Here is a 25,856-nt window from a genome sequence, read left to right as displayed (position 1 = left end):
GAAATCACTTCTTCGACAGCGCCTCGGTCAGCCACGGCGTAAGCCATTCGACGGCCTCCTTCGTGGGGTGTACGCCGTCGTCACGCATCTGGATGCCCTCCACGCGGTTGGTGTAGTACCCGCGCGGTGAGAGCTTCTTGTTGAGGTCGAGCACCGTGACGTTGGGCCGCTTCGCAGTGGCCTCCCGCAACAACTCGTTCCACGCGTCCGCGCGGTCGGGGTCGTCCTCGGGATACAGGGTGCCGTCGGCCTGTTCCGCGCGCCGGTTGTACGGCGCCGTCGTGACCACCACCCGCGCCCCCGTCGAACCGAGGATGTCGAGCGCCCGGTCCAGTTCGCCGCGCAGGTAGCCGTCGTACGCGTCGTCGCCGACGTGCGTCCACTTGCCCTCGTTGATCCGGTCGACCAGCTCCCACCGGCCGATCATCAACAGCACGACGTCGGGGCGGTCGTGGCCGATGCGCTGCGCCCACCGGGTCGGCCAGGTCTCGCATTCCGGTTTCTGCGTCAGCGTCTGTCCGGTCGTCTTGTACGGGCCGCCGCGGGCGATACCGCAGCCGATGGTCGTGTAGTTCGAGAAGTGCAGGCCCGGGGTCTCCGGCAGGTACCGCATCAGCGTCCACGCCACCGAGTCCCCGAACACCGCGACGCTGCGGGTGCCCGGTGGTCGCTGCGGAGCGACTGCGCCGACGGGGATCGGCCGCTCCGGCAGCACCGCCGCGGCGGAGTTGATGTCGAGCAGGTTGGTAGAAGGGTCCTCGCTTGGCTGCACACCCACCGGAACCACCGAAATCGTCACGACGGCGGCCGTCGCCGCGGTGGCCAACGCCAGGGGAAGCTGCGGGACCGTCGCGGGCCGCCACCGGCGGATCGGCCGTTCCAGCAGCCAGTAGCTCAGCACCGCCACGGCGAGCGTCGCCGCGCAGCGGGCGATCAGCAGCGGCCAACCCGTCCACCCGGTGCGTTCGCCGTTGAGGAACAGGAAGATCGGCCAGTGCCACAGGTAGACGCCGTAGGAGATCGTGCCCAGCCACACCAGCGGGCGCAGCGCGAGCAGACGCGCGACCGGACCGGCCTGGTCGAGCGCCGCGGTGGCGACGACGAGCACGGCCGCGGCCGCCGCCGCGGTGAACAGCCCCATCCGGTATTCGGCCGGCGCACCCGTCGCGTAGTGCGCGAGCACGGCCAGGCCGGCCAGCCCGACCACCGACAGCAGGCGTGCCACCCACCGTCCCCAACGCGCGCGGATCGGGGTGCCCATCGTGACCGTCGACCAGTCCCGCACCAGCAGGGCCGCCGCGGCCGCACCGACGAGCAGGGCCTGTACGCGGGTGTCGGTGCCGAAGTACACCCGGTTGGCGCTCGCCTCGGAGGTCAGCAGCACTGCGGCCGTCGCCGACGCCGCCCCACCGACCACCGCCAGCCCGAACACCCCCCACCGCACCGCCCGCAGCGTGGGCGCGGACCGCCGGATCGCCAACACCCCGACGACGGCGATCAGCAGCAGCGGCCACACCAGGTAGAACTGCTCCTCGACGCCGAGCGACCAGGTGTGCTGCAGCGGTGACGGCGGGCTGCCCTGAGAGAAGTAGTCGGTGTGCTGCGCGACGAACGCCCAGTTGGCCACCCAGAAGAACGCGGCGACGGCGTCGTCGCGCAGCGTGGTGACGGCGTCGGGTGGGAAGAACACCCGCGCGGCGACCACCGCGGCCACCATCGCGAGCAGGGCGGGCAGCAGGCGGCGGGCCCGCCGGATCCAGAACCCGCGCAGGTCGACCCGCCCGGTGCGGCCGAGTTCGTCGAGCAGCAGCGAGGTGATCAGGAATCCGCTCAGGACGAAGAAGACGTCGACGCCGAGGAACCCGCCCGAGACACCGGGCACACCGCCGTGATCGGCCAGCACGAGGGCCACGGCGACGGCGCGGATACCGTCGAGCGCGGGGATCTCGCGGCGCCCGGCCGTTCCGCGGCGCGTCCTGCCCGCGACCGGCGCCACCCAGCGGCGGCGCGCGACAACGCGCACCGGTGCCGCAGTCACGGCAGTCACGTCTCCGGCGCCTCCCATATCGGTTCCGAGCACGGAAGTCTATGGGCGCCGGCCGGTCGAATCGCGGAGGCGCACCGCCCCCTTCGCGAGCAGACACAAAAGTGCCCGAAAACCCCGGGAAATGGGCGCATTTGCGTCTGCTCGCGCAGAGAAGGTGACCTACTTCGTCAGCGCGATGTACTTCGTGTCGAGGTACTCCTCGATGCCCTCGGTGCCGCCCTCGCGGCCGAAGCCGGACTCCTTGACACCGCCGAACGGCGCGGCGGCGTCGCTGATCACGCCGCGGTTGATGCCGACCATCCCGGATTCGATGGCCTCGGCGACGCGCAGCGCACGGTCCAGCGACCGGGTGTACACGTAGGCGGCCAGCCCGTATTCGGTGTCGTTGGCCGCGGCGACGCCCTCCTCCTCGGAGTCGAATCCGGTGATCGGGGCGACGGGCCCGAACACCTCCTCCTTGAGGATGCGGGCGTCGGCCGGCACGTCGGCGAGCACCGTGGCCGGGTAGAAGTTGCCGGGTCCGCCGGGGGCGACGCCGCCGACGGCGACGGTCGCGCCGCGCGAGACCGCGTCGGAGACCAGTTCGGTCACCTTCTGCAGCTGCTTGTTGTTGATCAGCGGGCCGAGCGTGGCGGATTCGTCGAGGCCGTTGCCGAGCGTCACCTCGCTCATCCGCTTGACCAGCTTCTCGGTGAACTCCTCGCGCACGGAGTTGGCCACGTGGAAGCGGTTGGCCGCGGTGCAGGCCTCACCGCCGTTGCGCATCTTGGCCAGCATCGCGCCGTCGACCGCGGCGTCGATGTCGGCGTCGTCGAACACGATGAACGGCGCGTTGCCGCCGAGCTCCATCGACGTGCGCAGCAGCTTGTCGGCGGACTGTTTCACCAGCGACTTGCCCACCCCCGTGGAACCGGTGAAGGTCAGCTTGCGCAGCCGGCCGTCGTCGACGAGCGCCTCGGTGACGGGTCCGGGGCTGCTGGTCGGCAGCACCGACAGCACGCCCTTGGGCAGCCCGGCCTCGGCCATCAGCTTGGCCAGGTACAGCATGGTCAGCGGGGTTTCCTGCGCGGGTTTGACGATCATCGTGCAACCCGCGGCGAACGCCGGGCCCATCTTGCGGGTGCCCATGGCCAGCGGGAAGTTCCACGGGGTGATCGCGTAACACGGCCCGACGGGCTGTTTGGTGACGATGATGCGGCCGGTGCCGGCCGGGCTCGGCGTGTACCTGCCGCCGATGCGGACCGCCTCTTCGGCGAACCAGCGGAAGAACTCGGCGCCGTAGGTGACCTCACCCTTACTCTCGGCGAGCACCTTGCCCATCTCGAGGGTCATCAGCGCGGCGATGTCGTCGGCGCGGTCGGTGAGCGTCTCGAAGACCGACCGCAGGATCTCGCCGCGTTTCCGCGCGGGCGTGGCCGCCCATTCGGCCTGCACCGCGCAGGCGGCGTCGAGCGCGGCGACCGCGTCCTCGGCCGTCGCGTCGCCGACGGCCACCAGCACCTCGTCGCTACTGGGGTCCAACACGTTGAACGTCGACTTCGCCTCGCGTTCTTCACCACCGATCCACAGTCCGGTGGGAACTGACTTCAACAGTGCGGTGGTGTCCATACATCCATCATTTACACCTTCATAACGGCGTCCGCACTAGGGTCGGAACACATGACGGCCGACGACCAGCTCACCGACATATCCGCCACTTCCGCCTGGCAGGCGTTGCAGCGCCATCACGGCGAGATCGCCGGGAGACATCTGCGGGAGCTGTTCGCCGAGGATCCGTCGCGGGGCACCGAGTTGACGGTGTCGGTGGGCGATCTGTACATCGACTACAGCAAACATCGGGTCACCCGGGAGACGCTGCGGCTGCTGGTCGATCTCGCCCGCGCTGCGGGTTTGGAGAAGCGTCGTGACGCGATGTTGTCCGGCGTGCACATCAACACCTCCGAGGACCGGGCGGTGCTGCACACCGCGCTGCGGCTGCCGCGTGACGCGAGCCTGACCGTCGACGGTCAGGATGTGGTCGCCGACGTGCACGAGGTGCTGGACCGGATGGGCGATTTCACCGACCGGCTGCGCAGCGGCGACTGGACGGGTGCGACCGGCGAGCGCATCAGGACCGTCGTCAACATCGGGATCGGCGGCTCGGATCTGGGGCCGGTGATGGTCTACGAGGCGTTGCGGCACTACGCCGACGCCGGCATCTCGGCGCGTTTCGTGTCCAACGTCGACCCGGCCGATCTGGTCGCGAAGCTCGACGGACTCGATCCGGCGACAACGCTTTTCATCGTCGCCTCCAAGACCTTCTCCACCCTGGAGACGCTGACCAACGCCACCGCCGCGCGGCGCTGGCTGACCGACACCCTGGGCGACGCCGCGGTCGCCAGGCATTTCGTCGCGGTCTCCACCAACCAGAAGCTGGTCGACGAGTTCGGCATCGACACCGCCAACATGTTCGGGTTCTGGGACTGGGTCGGCGGGCGTTACTCGGTGGACAGCGCGATCGGGCTCAGCGTGATGGCCGCGATCGGCAGGGAGCGTTTCGCCGAATTCCTGGCCGGGTTCCATCTGGTCGACGAGCACTTCCGCACCGCGCCGCTGGAAGCCAACGCGCCTGCGCTGCTGGGCCTGATCGGGCTGTGGTACTCCAACTTCTTCGGCGCCCAGTCCCGCGCGGTGCTGCCCTACTCCAACGACCTGTCCCGGTTCGCGGCCTATCTGCAGCAGCTCACCATGGAGTCCAACGGCAAGTCGGTGCGCGCCGACGGCACGCCCGTGTCCACGGACACCGGGGAGATCTTCTGGGGTGAGCCGGGCACCAACGGCCAACACGCCTTCTACCAGTTGCTGCACCAGGGCACGCGGCTGGTGCCTGCGGATTTCATCGGGTTCTCCCAGCCCACCGACGACCTGCCGACAGCCGACGGCACCGGCAGCATGCACGACCTGCTGATGAGCAACTTCTTCGCCCAGACGCAGGTGCTGGCGTTCGGTAAGACCGCCGAGGAGATCGCAGCCGAGGACACCCCCGCCGACGTCGTACCGCACAAGGTGATGCCCGGAAATCGGCCCACCACAAGCATTCTCGCGACCAAACTCACTCCGTCGGTGGTCGGCCAGCTCATCGCGCTCTACGAGCATCAGGTGTTCACCGAAGGCGTCGTCTGGGGTGTCGACAGCTTCGACCAGTGGGGCGTGGAACTCGGCAAGACCCAGGCCAAGGCGCTGCTGCCGGTCATCACCGCAGACGACTCCCCCGCCGAACAGTCCGACACCTCGACCGACGCGCTGGTGCGCCGCTACCGAGCGGAGCGGGGTCGCTCGGCCTGAGGGATTTCGGCGTGCTGGGTCGCGGTAGGCGCGACCCAGCACGCCGAAATCACGCGAAGAGTCGCGTGAGCCGCGGCGGTAGGACCCGCATCAGCTGCACCAGCGGCGCCCACGGCCACCACGGCACGGCGGCGCGGCCGGCCTCCTTCTCGATGACGCGAACCATTGCGGCGACGCCGGTATCGGTGTCGGTCATGAGCATCGTCGACGCGGACTTCGAGGTCATCTCCGACTCGATGTAACCGGGTTCGAGGACCGTCACGCGGATCGGACCCTTGGCGTATTCGGCGCGCAGCGACTCCCCCAGCGACGAGACGCCGGCCTTGCTCGCGGCGTAGGCGGCCTTCACCCCGGGCACGCCCTTGTTGCCCAGCACCGACGAGATCAGCACGAGGTGCCCGGCACCGGTGCGCTTGAACATCTCCAGCGCCGTCTCGATCTGCACGAGCGCCGCGACGAGGTTGGTCTCAATGGTCGCCTTGTTGGCCCACAGCTTGCCCGACCCGAGCGGTGCGCCCTTGCCGAGACCGGCGTTGACGATCACACGGTCGAGGCCGCCGAGTTCGTCGGACAGCGCGGCGAACACCTTCGGCACCTGGTCGTGGTCGTTGACGTCGAGTTCGGCCACTGCGACGGTGATCTCCGGATACCGTTGCGTCAGTTCGGCTTTGAGTTCGTCGAGACGGTCGACGCGGCGGGCGCACAGCGCCAGGTCACGCCCCTTGGCGGCGAACGCGCGGGCCATCCCGGCGCCCAGCCCGGAGCTCGCGCCGGTGATCAGGATCCTCTGACGGGTCATACGGGCAGCGTATCGGCGGCGATTTCGGCGTGCTGGGTCGCGCCCAGCGCGACCGCGCACGCCGAAATCGCCACTACTTGAGCAGCCGCGAGAGGCGACGGTCGGCGAGCACCCGGCCGCCGGTCTGGCACGTCGGGCAGTACTGGAACGACTTGTCGGCGAACGACACCTCGCGCACCGTGTCCCCGCAGACCGGGCACGGCAGCCCCGTCCGCGCGTGCACCCGCAGCCCGGACCGCTTCTCCCCCTTGAGCGTCGCGGCCTGCTGGCCCACCGACCGTGACACCGCGTCGGTGAGCACGGAGAGCATCGCGTCGTGCAGGGTGGCCACCTGCTCGGGGTCAGTTTGTTGGCGGTGGCGAACGGGGAAAGCTGCGCCACGTGCAGGATCTCGTCGCTGTAGGCGTTGCCGATCCCGGCCAGCACCTTCTGATCGGTGACGACGGTCTTGATGCGCCCGCTCTGCTTGCTCAGCAGGACCCCCAGCTCGTCGGCGGTCAGCTCCAGGGCATCCGGCCCGAGCGCGGCGATCCCGGGCACGGCGGACGGGTCGGACACCAGCCAGACCGCCAGGCGCTTCTGCGTGCCGGCCTCGGTCAGATCGAACCCGGGTGCCGCGCCGGGGGTGCCGAGATGCACGCGCAGAGCGATCGGCCCCTTACCGGGTTTCAGCGGTGCGGCGGCCAGTTTGTCCGACCAGCGCAGCCACCCGGCGCGGGACAGGTGGGTGATCAGGTAGAGGTCACCGGCCTGCAGCCCAGGTACTTGCCCCAGCGGTGCGCATCGGTGACCTCGCGGCCGTGCAGTGCGGTGATCGGCGGGTCGAACGTCTTGAGCACCGAGAACGCCGACACGTCGACGCGTCCGATGGGCAGTCCGACGGCGTGACGGCGCAGGTGGTCCGCCAGTGCTTCGACCTCGGGCAGTTCCGGCATGGGTCCAGTGTGCCGGTCAGCGCTTGATCAGGTTGCCGCTGAGCACAGACAGCACCCAACTCACGATGGACAGCACGATGCCGGCCCAGACCGCCGTCCACCAGAAGTCGTCGATGTAGAGCCCCCAGTGGGTGGTGTGCTCGGTGATCCAGGCGGTCAGCCACAACATCAACGCGTTGACGACGACGTGGAAGAGCCCGAGCGTGACGACATACAGCGGAATCGACAAGATCTGGACGATCGGTTTGACGATCGCGTTGACCAGGCCGAAGACCACCGCCACGACGAAGATGATGCCGACGCGCTGCAGCGTGTTCTCACCGCCGACGAACTCCATGCCGGAGACCAGTTGCGTGACAAGCCACAGCGCGACCCCGGTGACCGCGGCCCGGAGCAGGAAACCCACGGGCTGATCTTCGCACGCTCAGGGACGAAGCAGGTAGGTGTCCATGATCCAGCCGTGCCGCTCGCGCGCCTCGGCGCGCAGCGCGACGATCCGCTCACCCACCTCGCCGACGGTCCCGGAGACGAGCAGTTCGTCGGCGGTGCCGAGGTAGGCGCCCCACCAGATCCGGGTCTGCGCGGGCGTCCCGGTGAATGCGCAGTCGGCGTCGAGCATCACCACCGCGGCCCCGGTCAGGCCCTGTTCGCGCAGCCGCCGTCCGGTGGTGATGAGCACGGGTTCGCCGACGTCGTTGAGCGGGATCCGGTGCCGTGCGGTGAGCGCCTGGATGGCGGTGACGCCCGGGATGACGTCGTACTCGATGTCGACGTGGGCGGCGACCCGGTCGAGGATCCGCAGCGTGCTGTCATACAGCGAGGGGTCACCCCAGGCGAGGAAGGCGCCGACCCCGTCGTCGTCGAGTTCGCGTTCGATCGCCTCGGCCCACAACCGCGCCCGCGCGGCGTGCCACTCGTCGACGGCCTGGCGATAGTCGCCGCTCTTGGCCCGCACGGGGTCGGGCATCTCGACGAACCGGTAGCCGGGTTCGGTGATGAACCGTTCGCAGATCAGCCGGCGCAATGCGACCAGGTCGTCCTTCGTATCCGCCTGTTGTCCTCCTCGCGTGCGGGACCCCTTGTCCATCGCGAAGAACACGTCGGTGTCGTTGAGTGCCGCGACGGCCTGGGCGGTCACGTAGTCCGGGTCACCCGCACCGATGCCGATGACGTGGATCCGTCGAGTCACGCAGGTGAGTATGCCCGGGTGCGTGGGTCACCCGTCGTCGCGGCCCCGGCTGCGTCGCAGCGCCTTCGCGCGTTCGACGTCCTCTTCGATGGCGGCTTCCTTCTTCTCGATGACCCGGGTGTCGCGCGGGGGCAGCTGAAGTTCCCGCTCGGCGGGCAGGCCGGCCTGCAGCTGGCGGCCCCGTTCGAGTTCGGCGTCCAGTTCGGCGCCGAAGAGCAATGCGAGGTTGGTGATCCACAGCCACAGCAGGAAGATGATCACCCCGGCCAGCGTCCCGTAGGTCTTGTTGTAGCTGCTGAAGTTCGCAACGTAGAACCCGAACCCCACCGACGCCACGATCCAGGTCAGGATCGCCAGCCCGGCGCCGAGGCTGATCCACCGGAACTTGGGTTGCTGCACGTTGGGAGTGGCGTAGTACAGCACCGCGACGGCGACGACGACGAGCAGCAGGATCACCGGCCAACGCCCGATACTCCACGCGGTCACCGCCGCCTCGCCGAGACCGATCGCGTTGCCGAGGGCTTCGGCCACCGGACCGCTCACCGCGAGCATGAACGCCACCAACGCCGCGCCGAGCAGCGCGGCGAAGGTCAGGACGAGTTGCAGCGGCCGCAGCTTCCACACCGGGCGGCCCTCGGCGACCTCGTAGATCCGGTTCATCGCCCGTCCGAACGCGCCGACATACCCGGAGGCCGACCACAGCGCGGTGAGGATGCCGATCACCAGAGCGAAACCGGCAGACGGTGATTCCACGAGTTGCTCGATGGTGGGCCGCAGGGTGTCGACCGTCGAGGCCGGGGCGACGTCCGAGACGATGTCGAGCAGGGCGTCGGTGGTGCGGCGGCCCTGGCCGAAGACGCCGAGCAGCGACACCATCACCAGCACCGCCGGGAACAGCGACAGGACGGCGTAGTAGGTGAGCGCGGCGGCCAGGTCGGTGCACTGATCGTGGCCGAACTCCCGGGCGGTCTTGCGCAGTACGTAGAACGCCGACGGTTTGGTCAGGTCGGTCGGAGACTCCGGTTTGCGCGGATCGTCAGGGTCGGGTGCGCGGTGTTTCGTGGACGCAGCTTCGGCCATGCCTCGGTCGATACCCGGACGGCGGTGTCCCAAACTCGCGCGAACGTGAGCTGTGTTCGAGATTCGGCCGAATTCCCAGGCAAAGGCTCACGTTCGGGCCTCCTGTTCGAGCGCCGCCCGCACCTTGTCGGCCTTGCTGTCCGGCATTAGCGGTGGCAGCAGCGGGGTGGCGGCGTCGACCACCGCCTCGATGACCGTCGGCCGGTCGGCGGAGAACGCCGTCGCCCAGGCGTCGTCGGCCTCCTGCGACGAGGTCACCCGGATACCCCGCAGTCCGAGCAGTTCGGCGTAGCCGGCGTACGGGAACCGCGGCACGTCCTGCGACGGGGCGAAGCGCGGGTTGCCCTCCATCTCCCGCTGCTCCCACGACACCTCGGTCAGGTCGGCGTTGTGCAGCACCAGCACCACGAACCGCGGATCCTGCCACGAGCGCCACCGGTCGGCGATCGTGACGAGTTCGAGCAGTCCGCTCATCTGCATCGCCCCGTCACCGACCAGCGCCACCACCGGCCGTTGCGGCGCATCGAGTTTCGCGGCCACCCCGTAGGGCAGCGCGCAACCCATCGACGCGAGATAGCCCGAGAGGTGGGCCGGTACACCGGCGGCAACCGGAGGTGTCGCGCATACCAGTAGGTCGACGATCCGGTGTCGACGGCGACGCGCGCGTCGGCGGGCAGATGGTCCGACAGTGCCCGCACCACGGCCTCGGGGTTGGCGTCGGAGGTCTCGGCGGCGGCCCGGCGCGCGGCCTCGGCGTGCCACTGCTCACGCCACTGGCGGACCTGCTCCTGCCAGGCCCGGTCCGGTTTGGGTTCGAGCAGCGCTGAGAGCCGAAAGTGCCTGTGCCGCTTGCCCGACGACGGGTGCGTCGACGGGATACTTCGCACCGATGACCCGCGGCTGGATGTCGATCTGCACGGCCTTGGCCTGTCCGGGTGCAGGGTAGAACTCCGTCCAGGGATCGTTGGAGCCGACGATCAGCAGCGTGTCGCAGTTCGCCATCAGCTCGGCGCTCGCGGTGGTGCCGAGGTGACCCATCACGCCGGTGTGCCACGGCTGCCCCTCGTCGAGCACCGGCTTGCCGAGCAGTGACGTCGTCACCCCGGCCCCGAGTGTCTCGACCACGCGGGCGATCTCGTCGGCCGCACCGGCGGCGCCGCGACCCACGAGCAACGCCACCCGCCGGCCGGCGTTGAGTATGTCGGCGGCCGAGCGGATCTGGTCGTCGGGGGCGGTGATCCGGGTCGGTGCGCTGACCGCCGCCGAGGGCACCACGCCGTGGCTATGCGCGAGTTCGTCGGGCATCTCGGCCTGCTGCACGTCGTGCGGGATGATCAGGCAGGTCGGTGTCGACGTCGCGATCGCCGTCCGCATCGCGTTGTCGAGCGCCATCAGCGCCTGCTCGGGTGCGAACACCGTCTGCACGTACTGTCCGCAGACGTCTTTGAAGAGCGTGTGCAGGTCGACCTCCTGCAGGTAGCCGCTGCCCAGCGCGGTCGAGACCACCTGTCCGACGACCGCCACCACGGGTCGTTTGTCGAGTTTGGCGTCGTAGAGGCCGGCCAGCAGATGGATGGCGCCGGGGCCCTGGGTGGCCATGCAGACGCCGACCCGGCCGGTGTACTTGGCGTGTCCGCAGGCCATGAACGCCGCGAGTTCCTCGTGCCGGGTGGAGATGAATTCCGGTGCCCCCGAACGCTGTAACGCACCCAGGAGCGTGTTCACCCCGTCGCCGGCATATCCGAACACCCGGTCGGCGCCCCAGTCGCGCAGCCGGGCCACCAATGCATCCGCAACCAGATCTGTCATCGTCGCGGCATACCCGCCGGGACGATCGCCAATCAGCGGTGACGCACAGCGACCACCGCGACGATCACGGCGAACACCCGCCCGCCAGGCCGGAGATCAGCAGCGGCACCGTCCCGTCGGCGCCCCACAGCAGACCCGCCCACAGCCCGGCCGCCAGGATCGCGAACCCACTTGCGCCCTGGAACACACCCTGGGCGCTGGCCTGCACGTCCGCGCCGACCAGCGATGAGATCCACGCCTTGCCGACCCCGTCGGTGCATGCGGTGAACATCCCGTAGACCCCGATCAGCATCCATGCGGTGAGCGTGTCGGTGGTCAGCCCCAGCCCGGTGTAACCGACGGCGAAGAACCCCAACCCGACGGCGAACACGGCCGGCGTGCCGACGCGGTCGGCCAACGCGCCGGCCGGGTAACTCGCGACCGCGTACACGACGTTGTAGCCGACGTAGGCCAGGATCACCTCGACGACGGAGAAACCGATCTCGTTGAGCCGCAACAGGAGAAGCGCGTCGGGAAGTTCACCACGCCGAAGCCGACCAGCAGCGCGGTCACCCGCCAGTAGCGCCGAGGAGGTCCCTGACCCGCGACAACAGCGGCGGCCGCGCCGCCGTCGGCACCGCCCTGGCCCGTTCGCGCACGCAGAACACCAGCGCCACGGACAGCACCGCGGGAATCACCGCCACCCACAGCAGCGGTGCGATCTGATGGTCGAGCAGTTCATAGCCGGCCAGCCCGAACAGCGGGCCGACCACCGCGCCGAAAGTGTCCATGGCACGGTGGAATCCGAAGACCCGGCCTCGTGCGGCGGGGTCGATACCGTCCACCAGCAGCGCATCGCGCGGGGCGCCGCGCAGACCCTTGCCGAGCCGGTCGGTGACCCGTCCGGCCAGCACGCCAGGCCAGGTCCCGGCGGCGGCCACGATGACCTTGCCCAGCGCCGCCATCCCGTAGCCGGTGGCGATCAGCGGCCGTCTGGCGAACCGGTCCCCCAGCGGTCCGGAGGCCAGCTTGGTCAGCGAGGCCGCCCCCTCGGCGGCACCCTCGACCGCCCCGACCACCGCCGCCGGCGCCCCCAGCACCGAGGTCAGGTAGATCGGCAGCAGCGGGTAGAGCAACTCGCTGGCCGCGTCCTGCAGGAACGACACCGCCGACAACAGTCGGACATTGCGGGTGAGCCAGGCCTGCCGAGTGGGCACCCGGTCATGATGCCTGAGCCGGGGTTACTCCGGGTTCTCGTTCGCCAGCGCGGCGAATCCCTTGGCCTGTCCCCGCGCGAGCGCGGCGCGCACCACGCCGACGATCAAACCCTGGATGGCGGCGGCGACGAAGATCTCTTTCATGGAGCTCTGCAGATCCTCCGGGTCCGGCGGCTCCGTTCCGGCGGGGTTCGCCAACTGCCAGATCTGGGAGAAGATCTTGCCGGCGATCAGGCCGCCCCCGATGCTGCTTGCGAGGGCCAGGGGTTTGTACATGGTTTTCGCGACGCTCACGGGCGTGGCGTTCCCGACCCGCCAATCTTCAAACATCGGACTAGAACACGTTCTAGTATTCGGGCATCCCACAACCAGGAGGCACCGTGCGGTTCACCTATGCCGAGGCGATGACGGACCCGACGTACTACATTCCGTTGGCCAAGGCCGCCGAGGCCGCCGGCTACGACGCGATGACGATTCCCGATAGCATCGCCTACCCGTTCGAATCCGATTCGAAGTACCCTACACCCCGACGGCAGCCGCGATTCCTCGACGGGAAGGCGTTCATCGAGTCGTTCGTGCTCGCGAGCGCGCTGTGCGCGGTCACCACCACGCTGCGGTTCAACTTCTTCGTGCTCAAGCTGCCGATCCGTCCGCCCGCCCTGGTGGCCAAACAGGCCGGGTCGTTGGCGGCACTGTTCGACAACCGCCTCGGCCTCGGCGTCGGCACCAGCCCGTGGCCCGGGACTACGAGTTGATGAACGTGCCGTTCGCCAAGCGGGGCAAGCGAATGGACGAGTGCATCGAGATCATCCGGGTCTCACCACCGGTGAGTACTTCGAGTTCCACGGCGAGTTCTACGACATCCCCAAGACGAAGATGACACCCGCCCCGACGAAGCCGGTGCCGATCCTGGTCGGCGGCCACGCCGACGTCGCACTCAAGCGCGCCGCGCTGCGACGGCTGGATGCACGGCGGCGGCGACCCGGAGGAACTCGACGGCCTGATCGCCAAGCTCAACAGGTTCCGCGAGGAGCAGGGCCAGAGCGGACCGTTCGAGATCCACGTCATCTCGGTCGACGCGTTCACCCTCGACGGCATCAAACGCCTGGAGGACAAGGGCGTCACCGACGTGATCGTCGGGTTCCGCATCCCCTACATCACCGGGGCCGACACCGAACCGCTCGCCGACAAGATCCGCAACCTCGAGTGGTTCGCGGAGAACGTGATCGGCAAGCTGTGACGGCGTCGCGTCACCCGCGAAGGGTGGTGTGCGGGCTCTGCCCGTAGGCCTCGCGGTACATCACCGCGAACCTGCCGGTGTGGGCGAACCCCCACTGGGCGGCGATCCGTGTGACGGTCTCGCGAGCCGGGTCCGCGGCCAGCAGGTCCATGTGCGCGTGGTGCAGGCGCGACCGGCGGAGGTACTGCAGCGGGGTCGTCTCCAGATGGCGGCGGAACATGTACTGCACCGCTCTCGGCGAGACGTGGACGGCCGCGGCGATGTCGGCGAGGGCGATGTCGTTGACGAGGTTCTCCTCGATGAAGCCGATCGCCCGTTGCAGGAGAACGGGTTTGGCATCGCGGTCATGTGCGGTGGACGCGACCGTCGAGGCGCTCGGGAAGGCCGCGAGCGTCACCGCGGCGAGCCGGGCGGCATGGCCGAGCACCAGCGGCGTGGCGAGCGCCTCGTCGGCGAGCACACTCCTTGACGTAGTGGACGGTCTGTTGCCAGAGCTGTCGGGCCGAGTCGTCGACGGGCTGGAACAGGGAGAACCGGATCGGCGAGGCCTCGGCCTCCGGCACACCGGTGGCCAGGCTCGCGACCAGCGCCGGATCGAGCAGCACCGTCGTGAGCGCGACGTCCTCGGCTTCGGCATCGTGCGGGAGGTCCGGCTGGGCCATCAGCGCGACCTCGCCCGCGCGGGCCAGGCCGCCGATACCGGCGCACCGGCCTGCGATCCGGCCCCGGTTCGCCCACACCGCGAGCACCTTGTGCAGCGGGTCGGGTGACGCGGTGAACCCGCCGGCCATCGCCATGTCGTCGATCGTGAAGGAGCCGGCGTCGTGACGGCTGTAGGTCAGCACCGGGCCGCCGGTCGGATTCGCCAGCCGCGACAACCGCAGGCGGGAGCCGTAGGCGTCGTCGAGGAACGCCGCCGCCTCGTCGGAATCGATGATCTTGACCTGGGTCCGTGCCAGGACGCCAAGGGAGTCGAGATGTCTTGCTATGGGAGGTACCTCTGCAGGTGACGCAGTGCGGGGCTGAGGCTGAACCCCCGGATTGGTGCTCACTTTAACCAATTCGTTGCCCACCGCCAGCCGGATGGGCGTCGCGAATTTTGCCGGGAGCGGGTGTGATGGGATGACCCCCATGCCCGTTCTGGACAGATTCCGTCTCGACGACAAGGTCGTCATCGTCACCGGCGCCTCCTCGGGTCTCGGCGTGGCGTTCGCCAAGGCCTGCGCGGAGGCCGGCGCGGACGTCGTACTGGCCGCCCGCCGCGTGGAGAAACTGGAAGGCACCGCCGAGCTGGTGCGCGCGGCGGGACGCCGTGCGCTGTCGGTGGCCACCGACGTCGTCGACCCGGCCCAGTGCCAGGCGATGGTCGACGCGGCGATGGCGGAGTTCGGCCACGTCGACGTGCTGGTGAACAACGCCGGTGTGGGCACCGCCGTCCCGGCCACCCGGGAGACTCCGGACGAATTCCGCGCCGTCGTCGACGTGAACCTCAACGGGGCGTACTGGGCGGCGCAGGCCTGCGGCCGGGTGATGGCCCCGGGCAGTTCGATCGTCAACATCTCGAGCATCCTCGGCATCACCACCGCCGGTCTCCCGCAGGCCGCCTACAGCGCGAGCAAGGCGGCGATCGCCGGGTTGACGCGCGACCTGGCACAGCAGTGGGGCATCCGCAAGGGCATCCGCGTCAACGCGATCGCACCGGGATTCTTCGAGTCGGAGATGACCGATCAGTACAAACCCGGCTACCTCGAGAGCGTCATCGAGCGTGCGGTGCTGGGTCGCACCGGCGACCCGGAGGAGCTCGCGGCCACGCTGGTCTGGCTGGCGTCGGACGCCGGTGGCTACGTGACCGGGCAGACCATCGTCGTCGACGGCGGCGTCACCATCACCTAGCGCCTCCGGGCCTTACCCGGCGGACAGGAAAGCCTTACCCGCCGGCGGAGAACTCTGGCTTCCGCGCGATTACGCCGTCGCAGCCGCGGCCGAGGATGGATGTCGTCCCTCTCCTCATCGAACGACATCGAGGAACCTCATGGTTGCGACAGCTCCGACCACCTCCCCCCGCCGGGGCCACGACGAGACCGTGCGGATGCGCAACGCCGATCTGCTCAGGCCGCTGCCGACCGCCGTCGCCCTCGAGGATCCCGAGACGACACGGCTGGGCGCCGTCGGTAAGACCGTGCGGCTGCCCAGCATCGTCATCGGCAACGTCACCAACACCGTTCGGCAGCGGTACGCCGATCTGAACAGCGTCACAGACGTCCCGCCCAGCCGGTGGCAGATCGCGCGGATCCTGCTCGTGCTGTTGCTGGCCTCGATGCCGATCCTGGGCATCTCGGTCGACGTGTTCGGCCTGGTCCCGCAGTCCATCACCTCGGTGGTGATCATCGCGCTGACCGGGGTGCTGGGAGCGATCGTGGTGTTCGCGCCGCACCGGACCGACATGATCGTCGGACGCGGTCTGGTCGCCGGCATGGTGGCGTGCATCGTCTACGACGCCGCGCGGTTGTTCGCCGTGCACGTGCTGGGCCTGATGGAGGACTTCATCCCCGTGATGGGTTCGTGGGTGACCGGTGAGCCGGACACCACCGGCAGCGCCGCGGTCGGCTACGTGTGGCGCTACATCGGCGACGGCGGCGGCCTGGGGGTGGCGTTCTTCGTGGTCGCGTTCGCGCTGGGCATCGACCGGTGGTCGAAGGTCAGAGCGGTGTCCGCCGCGGTGGCGTTCGCCGTCTTCCCCACCTGGGCCGGGCTGATCGCCACCGTCGCGCTGGCTCCGCGCGGTGAGCAGATGATGTTCCCGCTGACGCCGGCCACGGTGACGATCACGCTGGTGGGCCACCTGATCTTCGGCTTCGTTCTGGGGCTGGCGTTCCTGAAGGCGCCGCGCGGCGGGGCCGGCAGCGAATGGCCGTGGCCGCCGCTCCCGCAGATCCTCACCCGTCGGCGCCGCACCGTGTGACCGGCCAGCGGGCCGCGGGCCGTCGGGATCCCCCCGGCGGCCCGCCTCGCGTTTTCGACCACCGAACCCGCCTCTGGGTGAGAATTGCCTCCGACAGGAGGACCACATGCCTTGCCACCTCGAAGTCTGGAAACCGTCCGGGCGGGAGCTGATCGCGCTCGACGGCCAGCGGGTGACCCTGGGCAAGGCCTCCACCAACGCGGTCCCGCTCGAACACGACGAGACGGTGTCCCGCCTGCACGCCGTCCTCGAGAACCTCGGATCCGCCTGGTCCATCAGGGATCTGGGCAGCCGGAACGGGACCTACCTCAACGGCGAGAAGATCACCGCCGAACGGGTCCTGAGGTCCGGTGACGAGGTGCGGGTCGGCAGGTCGCGGATGATCTTCTGGCAGGGGCACGGCACCGGTGAAGGGCCGGGCGACGAGCAGACGGTGTCCGCGCAACCGTCCGACCTCCCGCCGCGCCTGACCCCGCGCGAAATCGACGTCCTGATGGCGCTGTGCCGCCCGCTGGTCTCCGACGACCTGTTCCCCGAACCCGCCTCCGTGCGCCGGATGGCCGGTGAACTGTTCGTCACCGAGGCCGCCGTCAAGCAGCATCTGCAGAACCTGTACGACAAGTTCGCCGTGCCCGCCGAGGGCGACCGCCGGGTCCGGTTGGCCAACGAGGCCCTGCGCCGCGGGGCGGTCACCATCGCCCAGCTGCGCGACGCTACGTGAAGTCCAGCGCCTCGACGGTCGCGACGGGACCTTCGTGGGTGGGCCGGTCGGCGCCCCCGATGCAGTAGAGGGTCGACCCGACGGCGGCCACCGCCTCACCGTGCAGCGGGGTGCTGATCGGCGTCAGCGTGCTCCACGTGCGGCCGGCGATGTCGTACATCTCGACGGTCGCCAGCACCCGCGTCGGTTCCTCGCCGCCGACCGCCACGATCCGGCCGTCGATGAACGCGGCGCCGTAGCTGCCGCGCGGAGTCGGCATGTCGGGCAACGACTCCCAGGTACCGGATCGCGGGTCGAAGCGTTCGAACGCCGCGGAGTTCTCGTCGGCGCTCAGCAGCCGTCCGCCGACGGTGTAGACGTAGACGCCGTCGGACACCGCGGCGAGGTGTTCGCGCGGTGTGGGCAGGTCCGCGGCCTGGGTCCACGACTGCCCGTCGAACACCTCGGTCTGCGCGACGAGTTGCTTGTCGTCCTGCCCGCCGACGACGACCAGTTGGTCTCCGACCACCGCTGCGGCGCCCGCGACCCGCGCGTGCTGCAGTGGCGGGAGATCCACCCACGCACCGTCGCGGAACGCGAACACCTTGTTCGACGCGTCCGCGATGCTGTCGGTGGCACCGCCGAGGACCACCACCTCGCCGCGGTAGGTCGCCGCCGTCGCGTGGTGCAGCGGTATCGGCAGCGGCGGCTGCGGTTGCCATGTGCCGGTTCGGGTGTCGTAGCTCTCGACTGTCTGGAGGCTCTCGCCGTGGCTCATCCCGCCCGCAACCCAGATCGTGTCGCCGAGCACCGTCCAGGCCATCATCAACCGTGCCGTCGGCGCATCGGGCAGGGTCCGCCACTGCGCCACCGGTTGGGGTCGACGCGCGGCCAGCTTCAACGATTCGGCCGAGGCGGTGACGGCGCCGTCGCCGGTCGCCCCGCCGATCGCGTAAACGGTGCGCCCGACGCCGGCCACCGCCATACCGCGGCGCGGACCCGTCATATCCGGCAGCGGGGACCACGTCCGGGCCACGAAGTCGAGCGCGACGACGCTGCCGAGCTCCTGCCCCGCCGACTCACCGCCCACCGCGACCAACCGCCCGTCAGCGCTCGCGGCCCCGAAGTCGCTGCGCGGCTGCGGAAGTGGGGGCAGATCGGTCCAGGTGTCGGCGGCCGGGTCGTACGCCTCCACCGTGGCCAGATCGGCGGACCCCGTGGTGCCGCCGACGACGTAGACGAGCCGGTCGTCGGATGCCGCAGCCGACATCTGCCGCGGCGTGGGCATCGCGGCGCCGAGTCTCCACCCGGTGCCGTCGAAGATCTCGGTGGTGTCGAGCACCTTGCCGGATGCGTCCACGCCGCCGGTGACGATGATGCGCTCGCCGACCACCGCGGCAGACGCCGCCGCCCGCGGTTGCAGCAGCGGGGGCAGTTCGGCCCAGCGGCTGTTGACCACCCGCCACACCCGGTCCGTGGCCACCTTGGTGTTCGCGCCCTCGGTGCGCCAGCCGCCGAGGACGACCGGAGTGCCCTGCCAGGTCACGGCCATCGCATGCTGCACCGGCACGGGTAGCGGCTCACCGCTCTTCCAGCTGTCGATCGCCGGGTCGCCCCTCGTGCCGTCCGCTGACGCGGCCGCCCTCGCCCAGTCCGCCGAAGACCCAGATCGTGCCGTCGGCCTCGGTGGCCGCCACCGCGTCACGGGCCACGCGGGCATCGGCGATCGTCTGCCACCCGGGCTGGGTTTCCTGGGTGGGTTGCGTCTGCCCCACCGGCCTGGCCGCCTCGCTGCCGGCGTCGTCGCGTGGCGTGACGACCATGTAGACGCCGCTGGCCACGAGCAACAGCACCGCGAGCGCCGCCGCGGCGGCGATGAGTTTCCGGTTGCGCTCCGGCTTCTCGGCCGCACCGTCGGGCGGGGGTCCGGGCGCCGGTGGCGGTGCGGACGGCGAGACCGCCCACGGCAGGCTCGACGCGCTGATCGAGGCGGTGTGGGCGAACATGCCGGGCGTCGGCGGGGGCATCGCGCCGGTGGCGCCAAGGGAGTCAGCGCCGGTGGCGCCAAGGGAGTCAGCGCCGGTGGCGCCAAGGGAGTCAGCGCCGGTGGCGCCAAGGGAGTCAGCGCCGGTGGGTTCGTGCCGTCCGGTGGCGTCCGGCGCTTCGGCGCCGGCGGGCTCCTCCGGCGGAGCGCTCGGGTCGCTGAGCGCCATCGGATCGGCAGTCAGCCCGTTGTGTCGTTGCGCCAGTTGCAGTTCGAGGCCGAACTCTTCGGCCGACGCATACCGGTCGGCGGGTTCGCGCGACATCGCCTTCTCGATCGCGGCGCAGACGTCGACGGGGATCCCCTCGGGACGCAGATCCGGTACCGGTGTCGAGGTGATCCGCAGGTAGTGCGCGATGAGATCCTCGTCGGCCTTGCGCTCGTGCGGGGGGTTGCCGGCGATCAGCGCGTAGATCGTCGCGCCGAGGGAGTACACGTCGGCCGCGACCGTCGGCGGGGTGCCGCTGAGCACCTCGGGTGCGGTGTAGGACAGTGTGCCGGTGAAGAACCCGGTGACGGTCTTGTAGCCACCGACGATGCGAGCAGTCCCGAAGTCGCTCAACTGCGGTTCGCCGTAGTCGTTGACGAGCACGTTGGCCGGTTTGATGTCGCGGTGCAGCGTGCCCGTCCGGTGCGCGGTCTCCAGTGCCCCGCACAGTTTGACGCCGATACGCAGCGCCTCGGGCCACGCGATCCGGCCCTCCCGCCGCACCCGCTGCGCGAGCGAACCCCTTGCGTGATAAGGCATCACGATGAACGGGCGATTGCCGTCGGTGACGCCGACCTGCAGGATGTTGACGATGTTCGGGTGCCCGGACAGCCCGCCCATCGCGTACCCCTCGCGCAGGAAACGCTCGCGGTCGTCCTTGTCGTCGAGGTCGGAGGCGAGAACCTTGATGGCGACGCTGCGCCCGAGGGACTTCTGGTTGCAGCGATACACCACGCCGCCACCACCGCGGCCGATCTCGACGGCGTCGGTGAACCCGGCGGCTGCCAGTTCGGTCGCTATCCCGCCCGCCATGGTCCCACCGTCCTCCGGGGAGTGCGGATTGTTCGCCTAACGGTACCGAGCAAAAGGCTCCCAGACGCCGGAATCGGGCGTTGTCGTCGGAGTTCGTCCGAGCGCGAGCCGCGGTGGCACCGGGGGCAGATGTCGCCGCCCGCGCCGTCGTAGTCTGAGCCGCGTGCCTGCGGCCATGACCGTCACCGTCGACGAGATCCGCGTCGCCGACCCCGCGGACGCGTGGATACGGGCGGGCTTCGATGTCGACCCCGACGACGTCTGCCGGATCGGCGGGGTGCGGATCCGACTGGTCGGCCGCGACCGTGGCACCGGCATCGTCGGCTGGTCGCTGCGGGGTCTGCCGGGCCCGTCAGCCGACCTCGACGGCATCGCGACGAGCGCATCGGAGGCGGCCGGCGCGGTTCCCGCCACGCACGCCAACGGCGTGAGGGCGATCGACCATGTCGTGCTGATGTCCCCCGACCTGAAGCGGACCCTCGCCGCGCTGGCCGCGGTCGGCCTGGCCCCGCGCCGCGAACGCGCCGCCGACCTGGGCGGTCGACCGGTGCGTCAGATCTTCTTCCGGCTCGGGGAGGTGATCCTCGAGGTCGTCGGGTCCCCGGAGACGGCTCGCGAAGGTCCGTCCAGGCTGTGGGGAATCACGTACGTCGTCGCGGATATCGATGCGACCGCGTCGTTCTTCGGTGACCGCACCGCGCCGGTGAAGGATGCGGTGCAACCCGGGCGGCGGATCACCACGCTGCGGCACCGCGATCTCGGAATGTCGGTCCCGACGGCCGTGATCTCCCCACCTATCCTCATGTCATGACCGACCCGCCGACCGCGGCGCAGTATTCGACGGTATCCGGATCGGCAGGCCGGCCACCGGCGCGCTCATCGACGCCGGTTACCGCACCCGCGCTGATCTTCCCGCGGATCTCGAGGAACTGCTGGCCCTGCACGGTGTCGGGCCGAAGGCAGTTGAGCTGCTCCGTCGGGCAGAGGCCGGCTGAGCCCGTGGACACCGAACCCGTGATCATCCACACCGACGGCGGCTGCCGCCCCAACCCGGGTCCCGGCGGCTGGGGCGCGGTGCTGCGCCACCGCAACCACATCCGCGAGATGTGGCGGTGAACCCGGGGCGACGAGCAACAACCGGATGGAACTGACCGCGCCGATCATGGCGCTCGAGGCGCTCACCAGACCGGTCCTGGTGCACCTGCACACCGACAGCACCTATGTCCGCAACGGCATCACCAAATGGGTGCTGGGCTGGGAGCGCAACGGCTGGCTGACCGCCGCCAAGCAGCCGGTGAAGAACGTCGACCTGTGGCAGCGGCTGCAGCCGCCTGCGCGCGGCACCGTGTCGAGTGGTTCTGGGTGAAGGGCCATTCCGGTGTCGCGGACAACGAGTTGGCCGACCAGTTGGCCACCCGCGGCCTGCGGCAGGCGCTCGAAGCCGCCGCGATTGTCCTCTGACCGGCCGTATGCGCTACCAGCCTGCAGGCGTTTGGCTTTCGCGCCGCGGCGGCAGTCCCAGCGGTGAGGTGTGGCCATGGACGTCCGTCAGCGCACCGACGCGATGGCCTGACTGATCACGGCGGTCACCGCGTCGGGGTGTGAGATCAGCGTCAGGTGCGAGCCCCCGTCGAAGACGGTCACCTGGGAGCGCGACACCCTGAAGTGGCGCCTCAGCCGGATCGTCGCCCCACTCGAGGTGGCGTCCGTTGTGACTCGAGGCGCATACGCGGGACGACGGCGATCAGGCCGCACGATTGCCGGGCGGTGCGGGCCCGCCGGGTTCGCCGGTGTCGTCGGCCGACCGCGGAGGACCAGACTCGGCGTCGCCGACCTTCCCACCGTCGGCGGGTTCGATTGCCCCACTGCGGTCCTGGCTCGTAGGCACAGGGTCGTCGGATGGCCGGAGAAGGCGTTCGGGTCGGTGGTAGTGGTTCAACCGGGCTTGGCCTGTGTCCAGCCGTGGCGGCGGGATCCATTCGACTTCGCACTGATCGTTCATGCGGGTGGACCAGCCGTCGTCTTTGTCGACGCTGCGGTTGTCCGGCCCGCACGCGAGGCCGAGTTCGTCGACGTTGGTGTTGCCGCCGTCTGACCAGTCGGCATCCACATGATGCACCTGGCAGCCGTAGGCGCCGACAGTGCAGCCCGGTTTGGTGCATCCGCCATCTCGCGCGATCAGCATGATGCGTTGCGCCGGGGAGGCAGTCCGCTTGGCGCGGAACAGATCAAGAGCAGATCCGGTAGCTCCGTCGAACACCGCCAGGTAGTGGTTGGCGTGGCCGGCCATCCGGATCACATCGGCGATCGGCACGACGGTGCCGCCACCGGTGGTGCCGACCCCGGCCCGCGACTCCAGATCCTCCAGCGTGGTGCGGATGATGATCGAGACCGGCAGTCCATTCAGTTGGCCGAGTTCGCCACTCATCAAGGCGATGCGCCCGATCGCGACCATCGCATCGTGTGGCGCTGGGCCAGGGGCGGTGGTCGTTGTCGATCTGCTCCTGCGACGGGGTCCCCGACGTGCAGGGTTCGGGATCGTCGGGATTGCACATGCCCGGCGCCGCGTACTTCGCGAAGATCGCCTCCCACACCGCCCACGCTTCCGGCGTCAGGTGCCCGGACAGGTCGACCATCCCGTCGGGGCGTTGTTTCGATCGCGACACGCCACGCTTGCGGGCCCGTTCGGTGTCATCGGGCTCGGGACCGTCCTGATCGAGCAGGAACAACGTGAGGTCGGCTGTGTCCTTGAGTTCCTTGGGGCCCACCGACCGCGGTGCGGACCAGGGTGACCTCGAACTGCTCCCGCGTGACGGTGTCGACGAACCCCGGCAACTTGTCGACCGCTCTGCGGATGACCTCGACGTGTTCGCTGTTGATCAACCCGTGCGCCTGTGCTGCCGCCGTTGCGGGTAACACCGGCGGCAGCGAAGGACCGGTCAATGCCTGGCGCGGCGCCAGCAGACCGGCCTCGGTGAGTCGTCGGTTGGCCTCACTGCCCGAGATCCGCCAGCGGACCGTCAGCACCTCTCTCCACGACTTGGCACCCATCTGCTGCGGTGTCGCCTCGGACCGACGGGCCAGCAAGCGGTGGCTCATCGTGGGCAGCCGGCACCCCAGGGCCTCGAGTTCATCCAGCGCCGCAACGAGTTCGGCGCGGTCCAACAAGGCGACATCACAGGAGGCCACCTCATCGAAGGCCGCACGCAGCGCGGTCACCGCGGCCTGGAGGTCGTGCCCTGACATACCTCGAACATACATTCGACCACCGACAAATCCACACCGCTCGATGCGACATCGACCGCACCTACTCCCACGACGTCGTCCGGCGTCTTGTCCGGTCGCAGCCCCCGCCAGGACGGTTGGCGCAACCGGCCGTCGCCGGTACGCTCGCTGTAACGCACCTCGCCGACGAGTTCGGGCCGCACGAACGTCACGCCCTTGGCGTCCTGGGTGGGAAGCCTTGTCGCGAAGGGGGATTCGTAGGTGTGCAGCGGCGCCAACGTCTTCTTGAGACTGCCGAGTTCCTTCTCGGTGAACCCGGTGCCGACTCGGCCGACGAACTGCAGGCCGTCGGGTCCGGGGATGCCGAGCACCAGTGCGCCGATGCCGCTGCTGCGGCCGCCGTTGCCTTCGCGCCACCCGCCGATCACGACCTCCTGGGTGTTCCACAGTTTGTCCTTGATCCACGCCGACGAGCGCCGCCCCGGCTGATAGGTGGAATCCCATTTCTTGGCGACCACACCCTCCCACCTGCGTTTGCGGGCGTCCTCGAGCCTCGAGGCCGTCGCCGTCGAGTAGGGGTTGCACGATCAGTCCGCCCCCACTGGCCAACGTCTCCAACAGCTTTCGGCGGTCTCGGTACTTCGCCTTCAGCAGCCAACGGCCGTCGAGGCGCAGGATGTCGAACGCCCAGAACTCGACACGGGTGGACCGGGCCCGGTTCTGCATATGACCGAAGCTCGGCACGCCCTTGTCATCGAGGGCGACGACCTCCCCGTCGAGCACGACATGGTGGTCGGCGAGATCTGCTGCCAGCGCGCGTAATTGGGGATACTCTGCGGTGACGTCGCGGCCGCTACGGGACTTCAGACACAGCTTGCCATGGTCGGCGTCGACCAGCAGCCGGTAGCCGTCCCACTTGCCTTCGAACGCCCACTGTTTCGCCGTGAGCTTCTCGACCGAGCCGTGGGTGGCCAGCATCGGGGCGAAGTCCTCGAACGTCGGGTTGCCCTGATCCTTCATCCGGTGGGCGAGCCAGTTGCCGTCGGTCTGGATCAACGCGTAACGGCCGTCGATCCTGTTGCCGTGCAGGGTGATGATGACCTCCCCGCCCTTGGCGGGTCCGTCCGGGGCGTGGTCGTTGAACTTCTCGGTCTCATACGTGCCGGTGTCCCAGACGATCATGTCGCCGCCGCCGTACTCACCCTTCGGGATGGTGCCGTGGAAGGTGAGGTACTCCATCGGATGGTCCTCGGTGTGCACGGCGAGGTGGTTCTCCGAGGGCCGGTCGGGCAGGTTCTTCGGCACCGCCCAGCTGACCAGCACACCGTCGCGTTCCAGACGCAGGTCGTAGTGCAGCCGCCGGGCATGGTGTTCCTGGATCACGAAGCGGTCGTTGTTGCGGCCTTCGGCGGTAGCGGCGGCACGGGCTCCGGCGTCCTCGACGGGTCGCGCATGCTGCGGTACTTGGTGAGCCGGTCCTCGACAGGCACGTACTCGTCGAGATCGGCCAGCAGGTCCCGAACTCCTCGATCCGCTCGAGCACTTCGTCGAATCGCAGATGTCTCAGGTCGGGGTCCTCGATCTCCTCCCAGGTGCGTGGCGCCGCAACCGTCGGATGCTCGCGGCCGCAGGGAGTACGGCGCGATCGTGGTCTTGTTGCCGTTGTTCTGGCTCCAGTCGAGGAACACCTTGCCCTCGCGCAGGCTCTGGTCATCGTGGCGGTGACCTGTTTGGGCATGGCCGCTTCGAGCTGTTGGGCGACGCGTTTGGCGAGCACCGACGCGCCCTGGGAGCTGATCGGCTCCTGGAGCGGGACGTAGAGGTGCAGACCCTTGCTGCCGCTGGTCAGCGGATAGGCCGTCAGCCCGATGCCGGTGATCAGGTCGCGGACCTCGTGCGCGACCTCGCACAGCTGACGGAACGTGACGCCCTCGCCGGGGTCGAGGTCGAACACGATCCGGGTGGCCGGGCCGGGAGTCAGGTCGCCACCCGATCCGACGAACCGCCACTGCGGCACGTGCACCTCCAGCGCGGCCTGCTGCGCGATCCACGCCAGACCTTCGCGGGTGTCGATGATCGGGTAGGTGGTGGTGCCCGATTTGTGCACGATCGTGCCGCGCTGGAGCCAGTCAGGTGCGGAGCTGGCCAGCTGCTTCTCGAAGAACTCCAACTCGCCGACGCCGTTGGGCCAGCGCTTACGGGTGACCGCCCGGCCGGCGATGTGCGGCACCATCGCCTCGGCCACGTCGACGTAGTACTCGAACACCTCGGCCTTGGTGGTGCCC

General features: G+C 69.5%; 18 protein-coding genes and 9 pseudogenes. 8 read left to right on the top strand and 19 right to left on the bottom strand.

The window, feature by feature from the left end:
- Positions 1–4: 4 nt before the first annotated feature.
- Positions 5–2,047, bottom strand: a complete 2,043-nt coding sequence (locus G6N49_RS00115) for an SGNH/GDSL hydrolase family protein (protein WP_083045386.1) — start codon at positions 2,045–2,047, stop codon at positions 5–7.
- 159 nt (positions 2,048–2,206) lie between these two features.
- Complete coding sequence (locus tag G6N49_RS00110) at positions 2,207–3,655, bottom strand: NAD-dependent succinate-semialdehyde dehydrogenase (protein ID WP_011856947.1); 1,449 nt, start codon at positions 3,653–3,655, stop codon at positions 2,207–2,209.
- Positions 3,656–3,706: 51 nt separating this feature from the next.
- Here G6N49_RS00110 and pgi point away from each other — a divergent pair, with 51 nt between their 5' ends.
- The gene (gene pgi, locus G6N49_RS00105; protein ID WP_011856948.1) at positions 3,707–5,371 is read left to right on the top strand and encodes a glucose-6-phosphate isomerase; all 1,665 of its coding nucleotides are present in this window, start codon (positions 3,707–3,709) and stop codon (positions 5,369–5,371) included.
- Positions 5,372–5,420: 49 nt separating this feature from the next.
- Here the strand turns inward: pgi and G6N49_RS00100 are convergent, their stop codons facing one another.
- The 9 genes and pseudogenes from G6N49_RS00100 to G6N49_RS00065 all read right to left on the bottom strand — a co-directional run bounded on the left by G6N49_RS00100 (position 5,421) and on the right by G6N49_RS00065 (position 12,673).
- Complete coding sequence (locus G6N49_RS00100; RefSeq protein WP_011856949.1) at positions 5,421–6,170, bottom strand: SDR family oxidoreductase; 750 nt, start codon at positions 6,168–6,170, stop codon at positions 5,421–5,423.
- A 73-nt stretch (positions 6,171–6,243) separates the two neighbouring features.
- Positions 6,244–7,105, bottom strand: a pseudogene (locus G6N49_RS00095) (Fpg/Nei family DNA glycosylase).
- A 16-nt stretch (positions 7,106–7,121) separates the two neighbouring features.
- The gene (locus tag G6N49_RS00090; RefSeq protein WP_011856950.1) at positions 7,122–7,511 is read right to left on the bottom strand and encodes a phage holin family protein; all 390 of its coding nucleotides are present in this window, start codon (positions 7,509–7,511) and stop codon (positions 7,122–7,124) included.
- Between the two features lie 18 nt (positions 7,512–7,529).
- The gene (gene cobF / locus G6N49_RS00085; RefSeq protein ID WP_011856951.1) at positions 7,530–8,294 is read right to left on the bottom strand and encodes a precorrin-6A synthase (deacetylating); all 765 of its coding nucleotides are present in this window, start codon (positions 8,292–8,294) and stop codon (positions 7,530–7,532) included.
- A 27-nt stretch (positions 8,295–8,321) separates the two neighbouring features.
- Positions 8,322–9,374 carry a YihY/virulence factor BrkB family protein gene (locus G6N49_RS00080; RefSeq protein WP_011561717.1) on the bottom strand — a complete coding sequence of 351 codons (1,053 nt, stop codon included), beginning with the start codon at positions 9,372–9,374 and terminating at the stop codon, positions 8,322–8,324.
- An 87-nt stretch (positions 9,375–9,461) separates the two neighbouring features.
- A complete protein-coding gene (locus G6N49_RS29355; protein ID WP_268949188.1) occupies positions 9,462–10,136 on the bottom strand; it encodes a thiamine pyrophosphate-dependent enzyme in 675 nt (224 codons plus the stop codon).
- 3 nt (positions 10,137–10,139) lie between these two features.
- Positions 10,140–11,183: a thiamine pyrophosphate-binding protein gene (locus G6N49_RS29350; protein ID WP_235679465.1), complete on the bottom strand. Its 1,044-nt coding sequence runs from the start codon at positions 11,181–11,183 to the stop codon at positions 10,140–10,142.
- 32 nt (positions 11,184–11,215) lie between these two features.
- A pseudogene (locus G6N49_RS00070) lies at positions 11,216–12,379 on the bottom strand (MFS transporter).
- A 24-nt stretch (positions 12,380–12,403) separates the two neighbouring features.
- A complete protein-coding gene (locus G6N49_RS00065) occupies positions 12,404–12,673 on the bottom strand; it encodes a DUF4235 domain-containing protein (protein ID WP_011561720.1) in 270 nt (89 codons plus the stop codon).
- A gap of 86 nt (positions 12,674–12,759) precedes the next feature.
- Here G6N49_RS00065 and G6N49_RS00060 point away from each other — a divergent pair.
- A pseudogene (locus G6N49_RS00060) lies at positions 12,760–13,619 on the top strand (LLM class flavin-dependent oxidoreductase).
- Between the two features lie 10 nt (positions 13,620–13,629).
- Here the strand turns inward: G6N49_RS00060 and G6N49_RS29345 are convergent.
- Positions 13,630–14,016 (bottom strand): helix-turn-helix transcriptional regulator, encoded by a 387-nt coding sequence (locus G6N49_RS29345; RefSeq protein ID WP_235679464.1) that lies wholly within the window; start codon positions 14,014–14,016, stop codon positions 13,630–13,632.
- Positions 13,964–14,671 carry a hypothetical protein gene (locus G6N49_RS00055; protein ID WP_235679463.1) on the bottom strand — a complete coding sequence of 236 codons (708 nt, stop codon included), beginning with the start codon at positions 14,669–14,671 and terminating at the stop codon, positions 13,964–13,966. Before G6N49_RS00055 ends, G6N49_RS29345 begins: the two co-directional genes overlap by 53 nt.
- Positions 14,672–14,750: 79 nt before the next feature.
- On the opposite strand from G6N49_RS00055, the gene G6N49_RS00050 reads away from it, so the two are divergent.
- The 3 genes from G6N49_RS00050 to G6N49_RS00040 all read left to right on the top strand — a co-directional run bounded on the left by G6N49_RS00050 (position 14,751) and on the right by G6N49_RS00040 (position 17,302).
- The gene (locus G6N49_RS00050) at positions 14,751–15,512 is read left to right on the top strand and encodes an SDR family NAD(P)-dependent oxidoreductase (RefSeq protein ID WP_011856957.1); all 762 of its coding nucleotides are present in this window, start codon (positions 14,751–14,753) and stop codon (positions 15,510–15,512) included.
- 139 nt (positions 15,513–15,651) lie between these two features.
- Positions 15,652–16,581 carry a hypothetical protein gene (locus G6N49_RS00045; RefSeq protein ID WP_083045637.1) on the top strand — a complete coding sequence of 310 codons (930 nt, stop codon included), beginning with the start codon at positions 15,652–15,654 and terminating at the stop codon, positions 16,579–16,581.
- Positions 16,582–16,687: 106 nt separating this feature from the next.
- Entirely contained in the window at positions 16,688–17,302 is a 615-nt protein-coding gene (locus tag G6N49_RS00040; RefSeq protein ID WP_083045636.1) for an FHA domain-containing protein, read from the top strand.
- On the opposite strand, the pseudogene G6N49_RS00035 reads toward G6N49_RS00040, so the two are convergent.
- Positions 17,295–20,346 (bottom strand): annotated as a pseudogene (locus tag G6N49_RS00035) (Kelch repeat-containing protein). The gene G6N49_RS00040 and the pseudogene G6N49_RS00035 overlap by 8 nt on opposite strands.
- A gap of 175 nt (positions 20,347–20,521) precedes the next feature.
- Between G6N49_RS00035 and G6N49_RS00030 the strand changes: the two are divergent.
- From G6N49_RS00030 to rnhA, 3 genes and pseudogenes are all read left to right on the top strand, one after another.
- Entirely contained in the window at positions 20,522–21,157 is a 636-nt protein-coding gene (locus G6N49_RS00030) for a glyoxalase (protein ID WP_083045634.1), read from the top strand.
- Between the two features lie 34 nt (positions 21,158–21,191).
- Positions 21,192–21,341, top strand: a complete 150-nt coding sequence (locus G6N49_RS29745) for a helix-hairpin-helix domain-containing protein (RefSeq protein ID WP_163647443.1) — start codon at positions 21,192–21,194, stop codon at positions 21,339–21,341.
- A gap of 4 nt (positions 21,342–21,345) precedes the next feature.
- Positions 21,346–21,807 (top strand): annotated as a pseudogene (gene rnhA / locus G6N49_RS00020) (ribonuclease HI).
- A gap of 283 nt (positions 21,808–22,090) precedes the next feature.
- Here rnhA and G6N49_RS00010 read toward each other — a convergent pair.
- From G6N49_RS00010 to ligD, 5 genes and pseudogenes are all read right to left on the bottom strand, one after another.
- Positions 22,091–23,607 (bottom strand): annotated as a pseudogene (locus G6N49_RS00010) (DUF222 domain-containing protein).
- Positions 23,562–24,089 (bottom strand): ATP dependent DNA ligase, encoded by a 528-nt coding sequence (locus G6N49_RS29805; RefSeq protein WP_407665052.1) that lies wholly within the window; start codon positions 24,087–24,089, stop codon positions 23,562–23,564. The pseudogene G6N49_RS00010 and the gene G6N49_RS29805 overlap by 46 nt, the downstream one beginning before the upstream one ends.
- A gap of 145 nt (positions 24,090–24,234) precedes the next feature.
- Positions 24,235–24,954 (bottom strand): annotated as a pseudogene (locus G6N49_RS29800) (DNA polymerase ligase N-terminal domain-containing protein); the annotation flags it as partial.
- Positions 24,951–25,238 (bottom strand): annotated as a pseudogene (locus tag G6N49_RS29795) (ATP-dependent DNA ligase); the annotation flags it as partial. The pseudogenes G6N49_RS29795 and G6N49_RS29800, both read right to left, overlap by 4 nt.
- Positions 25,139–25,804 (bottom strand): annotated as a pseudogene (gene ligD, locus G6N49_RS29790) (non-homologous end-joining DNA ligase LigD); the annotation flags it as partial. The pseudogenes G6N49_RS29795 and ligD, both read right to left, overlap by 100 nt.
- Positions 25,805–25,856: the final 52 nt, after the last annotated feature.

Origin of the sequence: Mycolicibacterium monacense (assembly GCF_010731575.1) — a bacterium.
Classification (GTDB): domain Bacteria; phylum Actinomycetota; class Actinomycetes; order Mycobacteriales; family Mycobacteriaceae; genus Mycobacterium; species Mycobacterium monacense.
This window is presented reverse-complemented; position numbering and strand designations above follow the sequence as displayed.

Excerpts from the sequence above, each read along its gene's own strand:
- G6N49_RS00030 (WP_083045634.1), top strand. The coding sequence starts at position 20,522 with ATGACCGTCACCGTCGACGAGATCCGCGTCGCCGACCCCGCGGACGCG.
- G6N49_RS29350 (WP_235679465.1), bottom strand. The coding sequence starts at position 11,183 with ATGACAGATCTGGTTGCGGATGCATTGGTGGCCCGGCTGCGCGACTGG.
- G6N49_RS00050 (WP_011856957.1), top strand. The coding sequence starts at position 14,751 with ATGCCCGTTCTGGACAGATTCCGTCTCGACGACAAGGTCGTCATCGTC.
- pgi (WP_011856948.1), top strand. The coding sequence starts at position 3,707 with ATGACGGCCGACGACCAGCTCACCGACATATCCGCCACTTCCGCCTGG.
- G6N49_RS00040 (WP_083045636.1), top strand. The coding sequence starts at position 16,688 with ATGCCTTGCCACCTCGAAGTCTGGAAACCGTCCGGGCGGGAGCTGATC.
- G6N49_RS00100 (WP_011856949.1), bottom strand. The coding sequence starts at position 6,170 with ATGACCCGTCAGAGGATCCTGATCACCGGCGCGAGCTCCGGGCTGGGC.
- G6N49_RS00080 (WP_011561717.1), bottom strand. The coding sequence starts at position 9,374 with ATGGCCGAAGCTGCGTCCACGAAACACCGCGCACCCGACCCTGACGAT.
- G6N49_RS00045 (WP_083045637.1), top strand. The coding sequence starts at position 15,652 with ATGGTTGCGACAGCTCCGACCACCTCCCCCCGCCGGGGCCACGACGAG.
- G6N49_RS00110 (WP_011856947.1), bottom strand. The coding sequence starts at position 3,655 with ATGGACACCACCGCACTGTTGAAGTCAGTTCCCACCGGACTGTGGATC.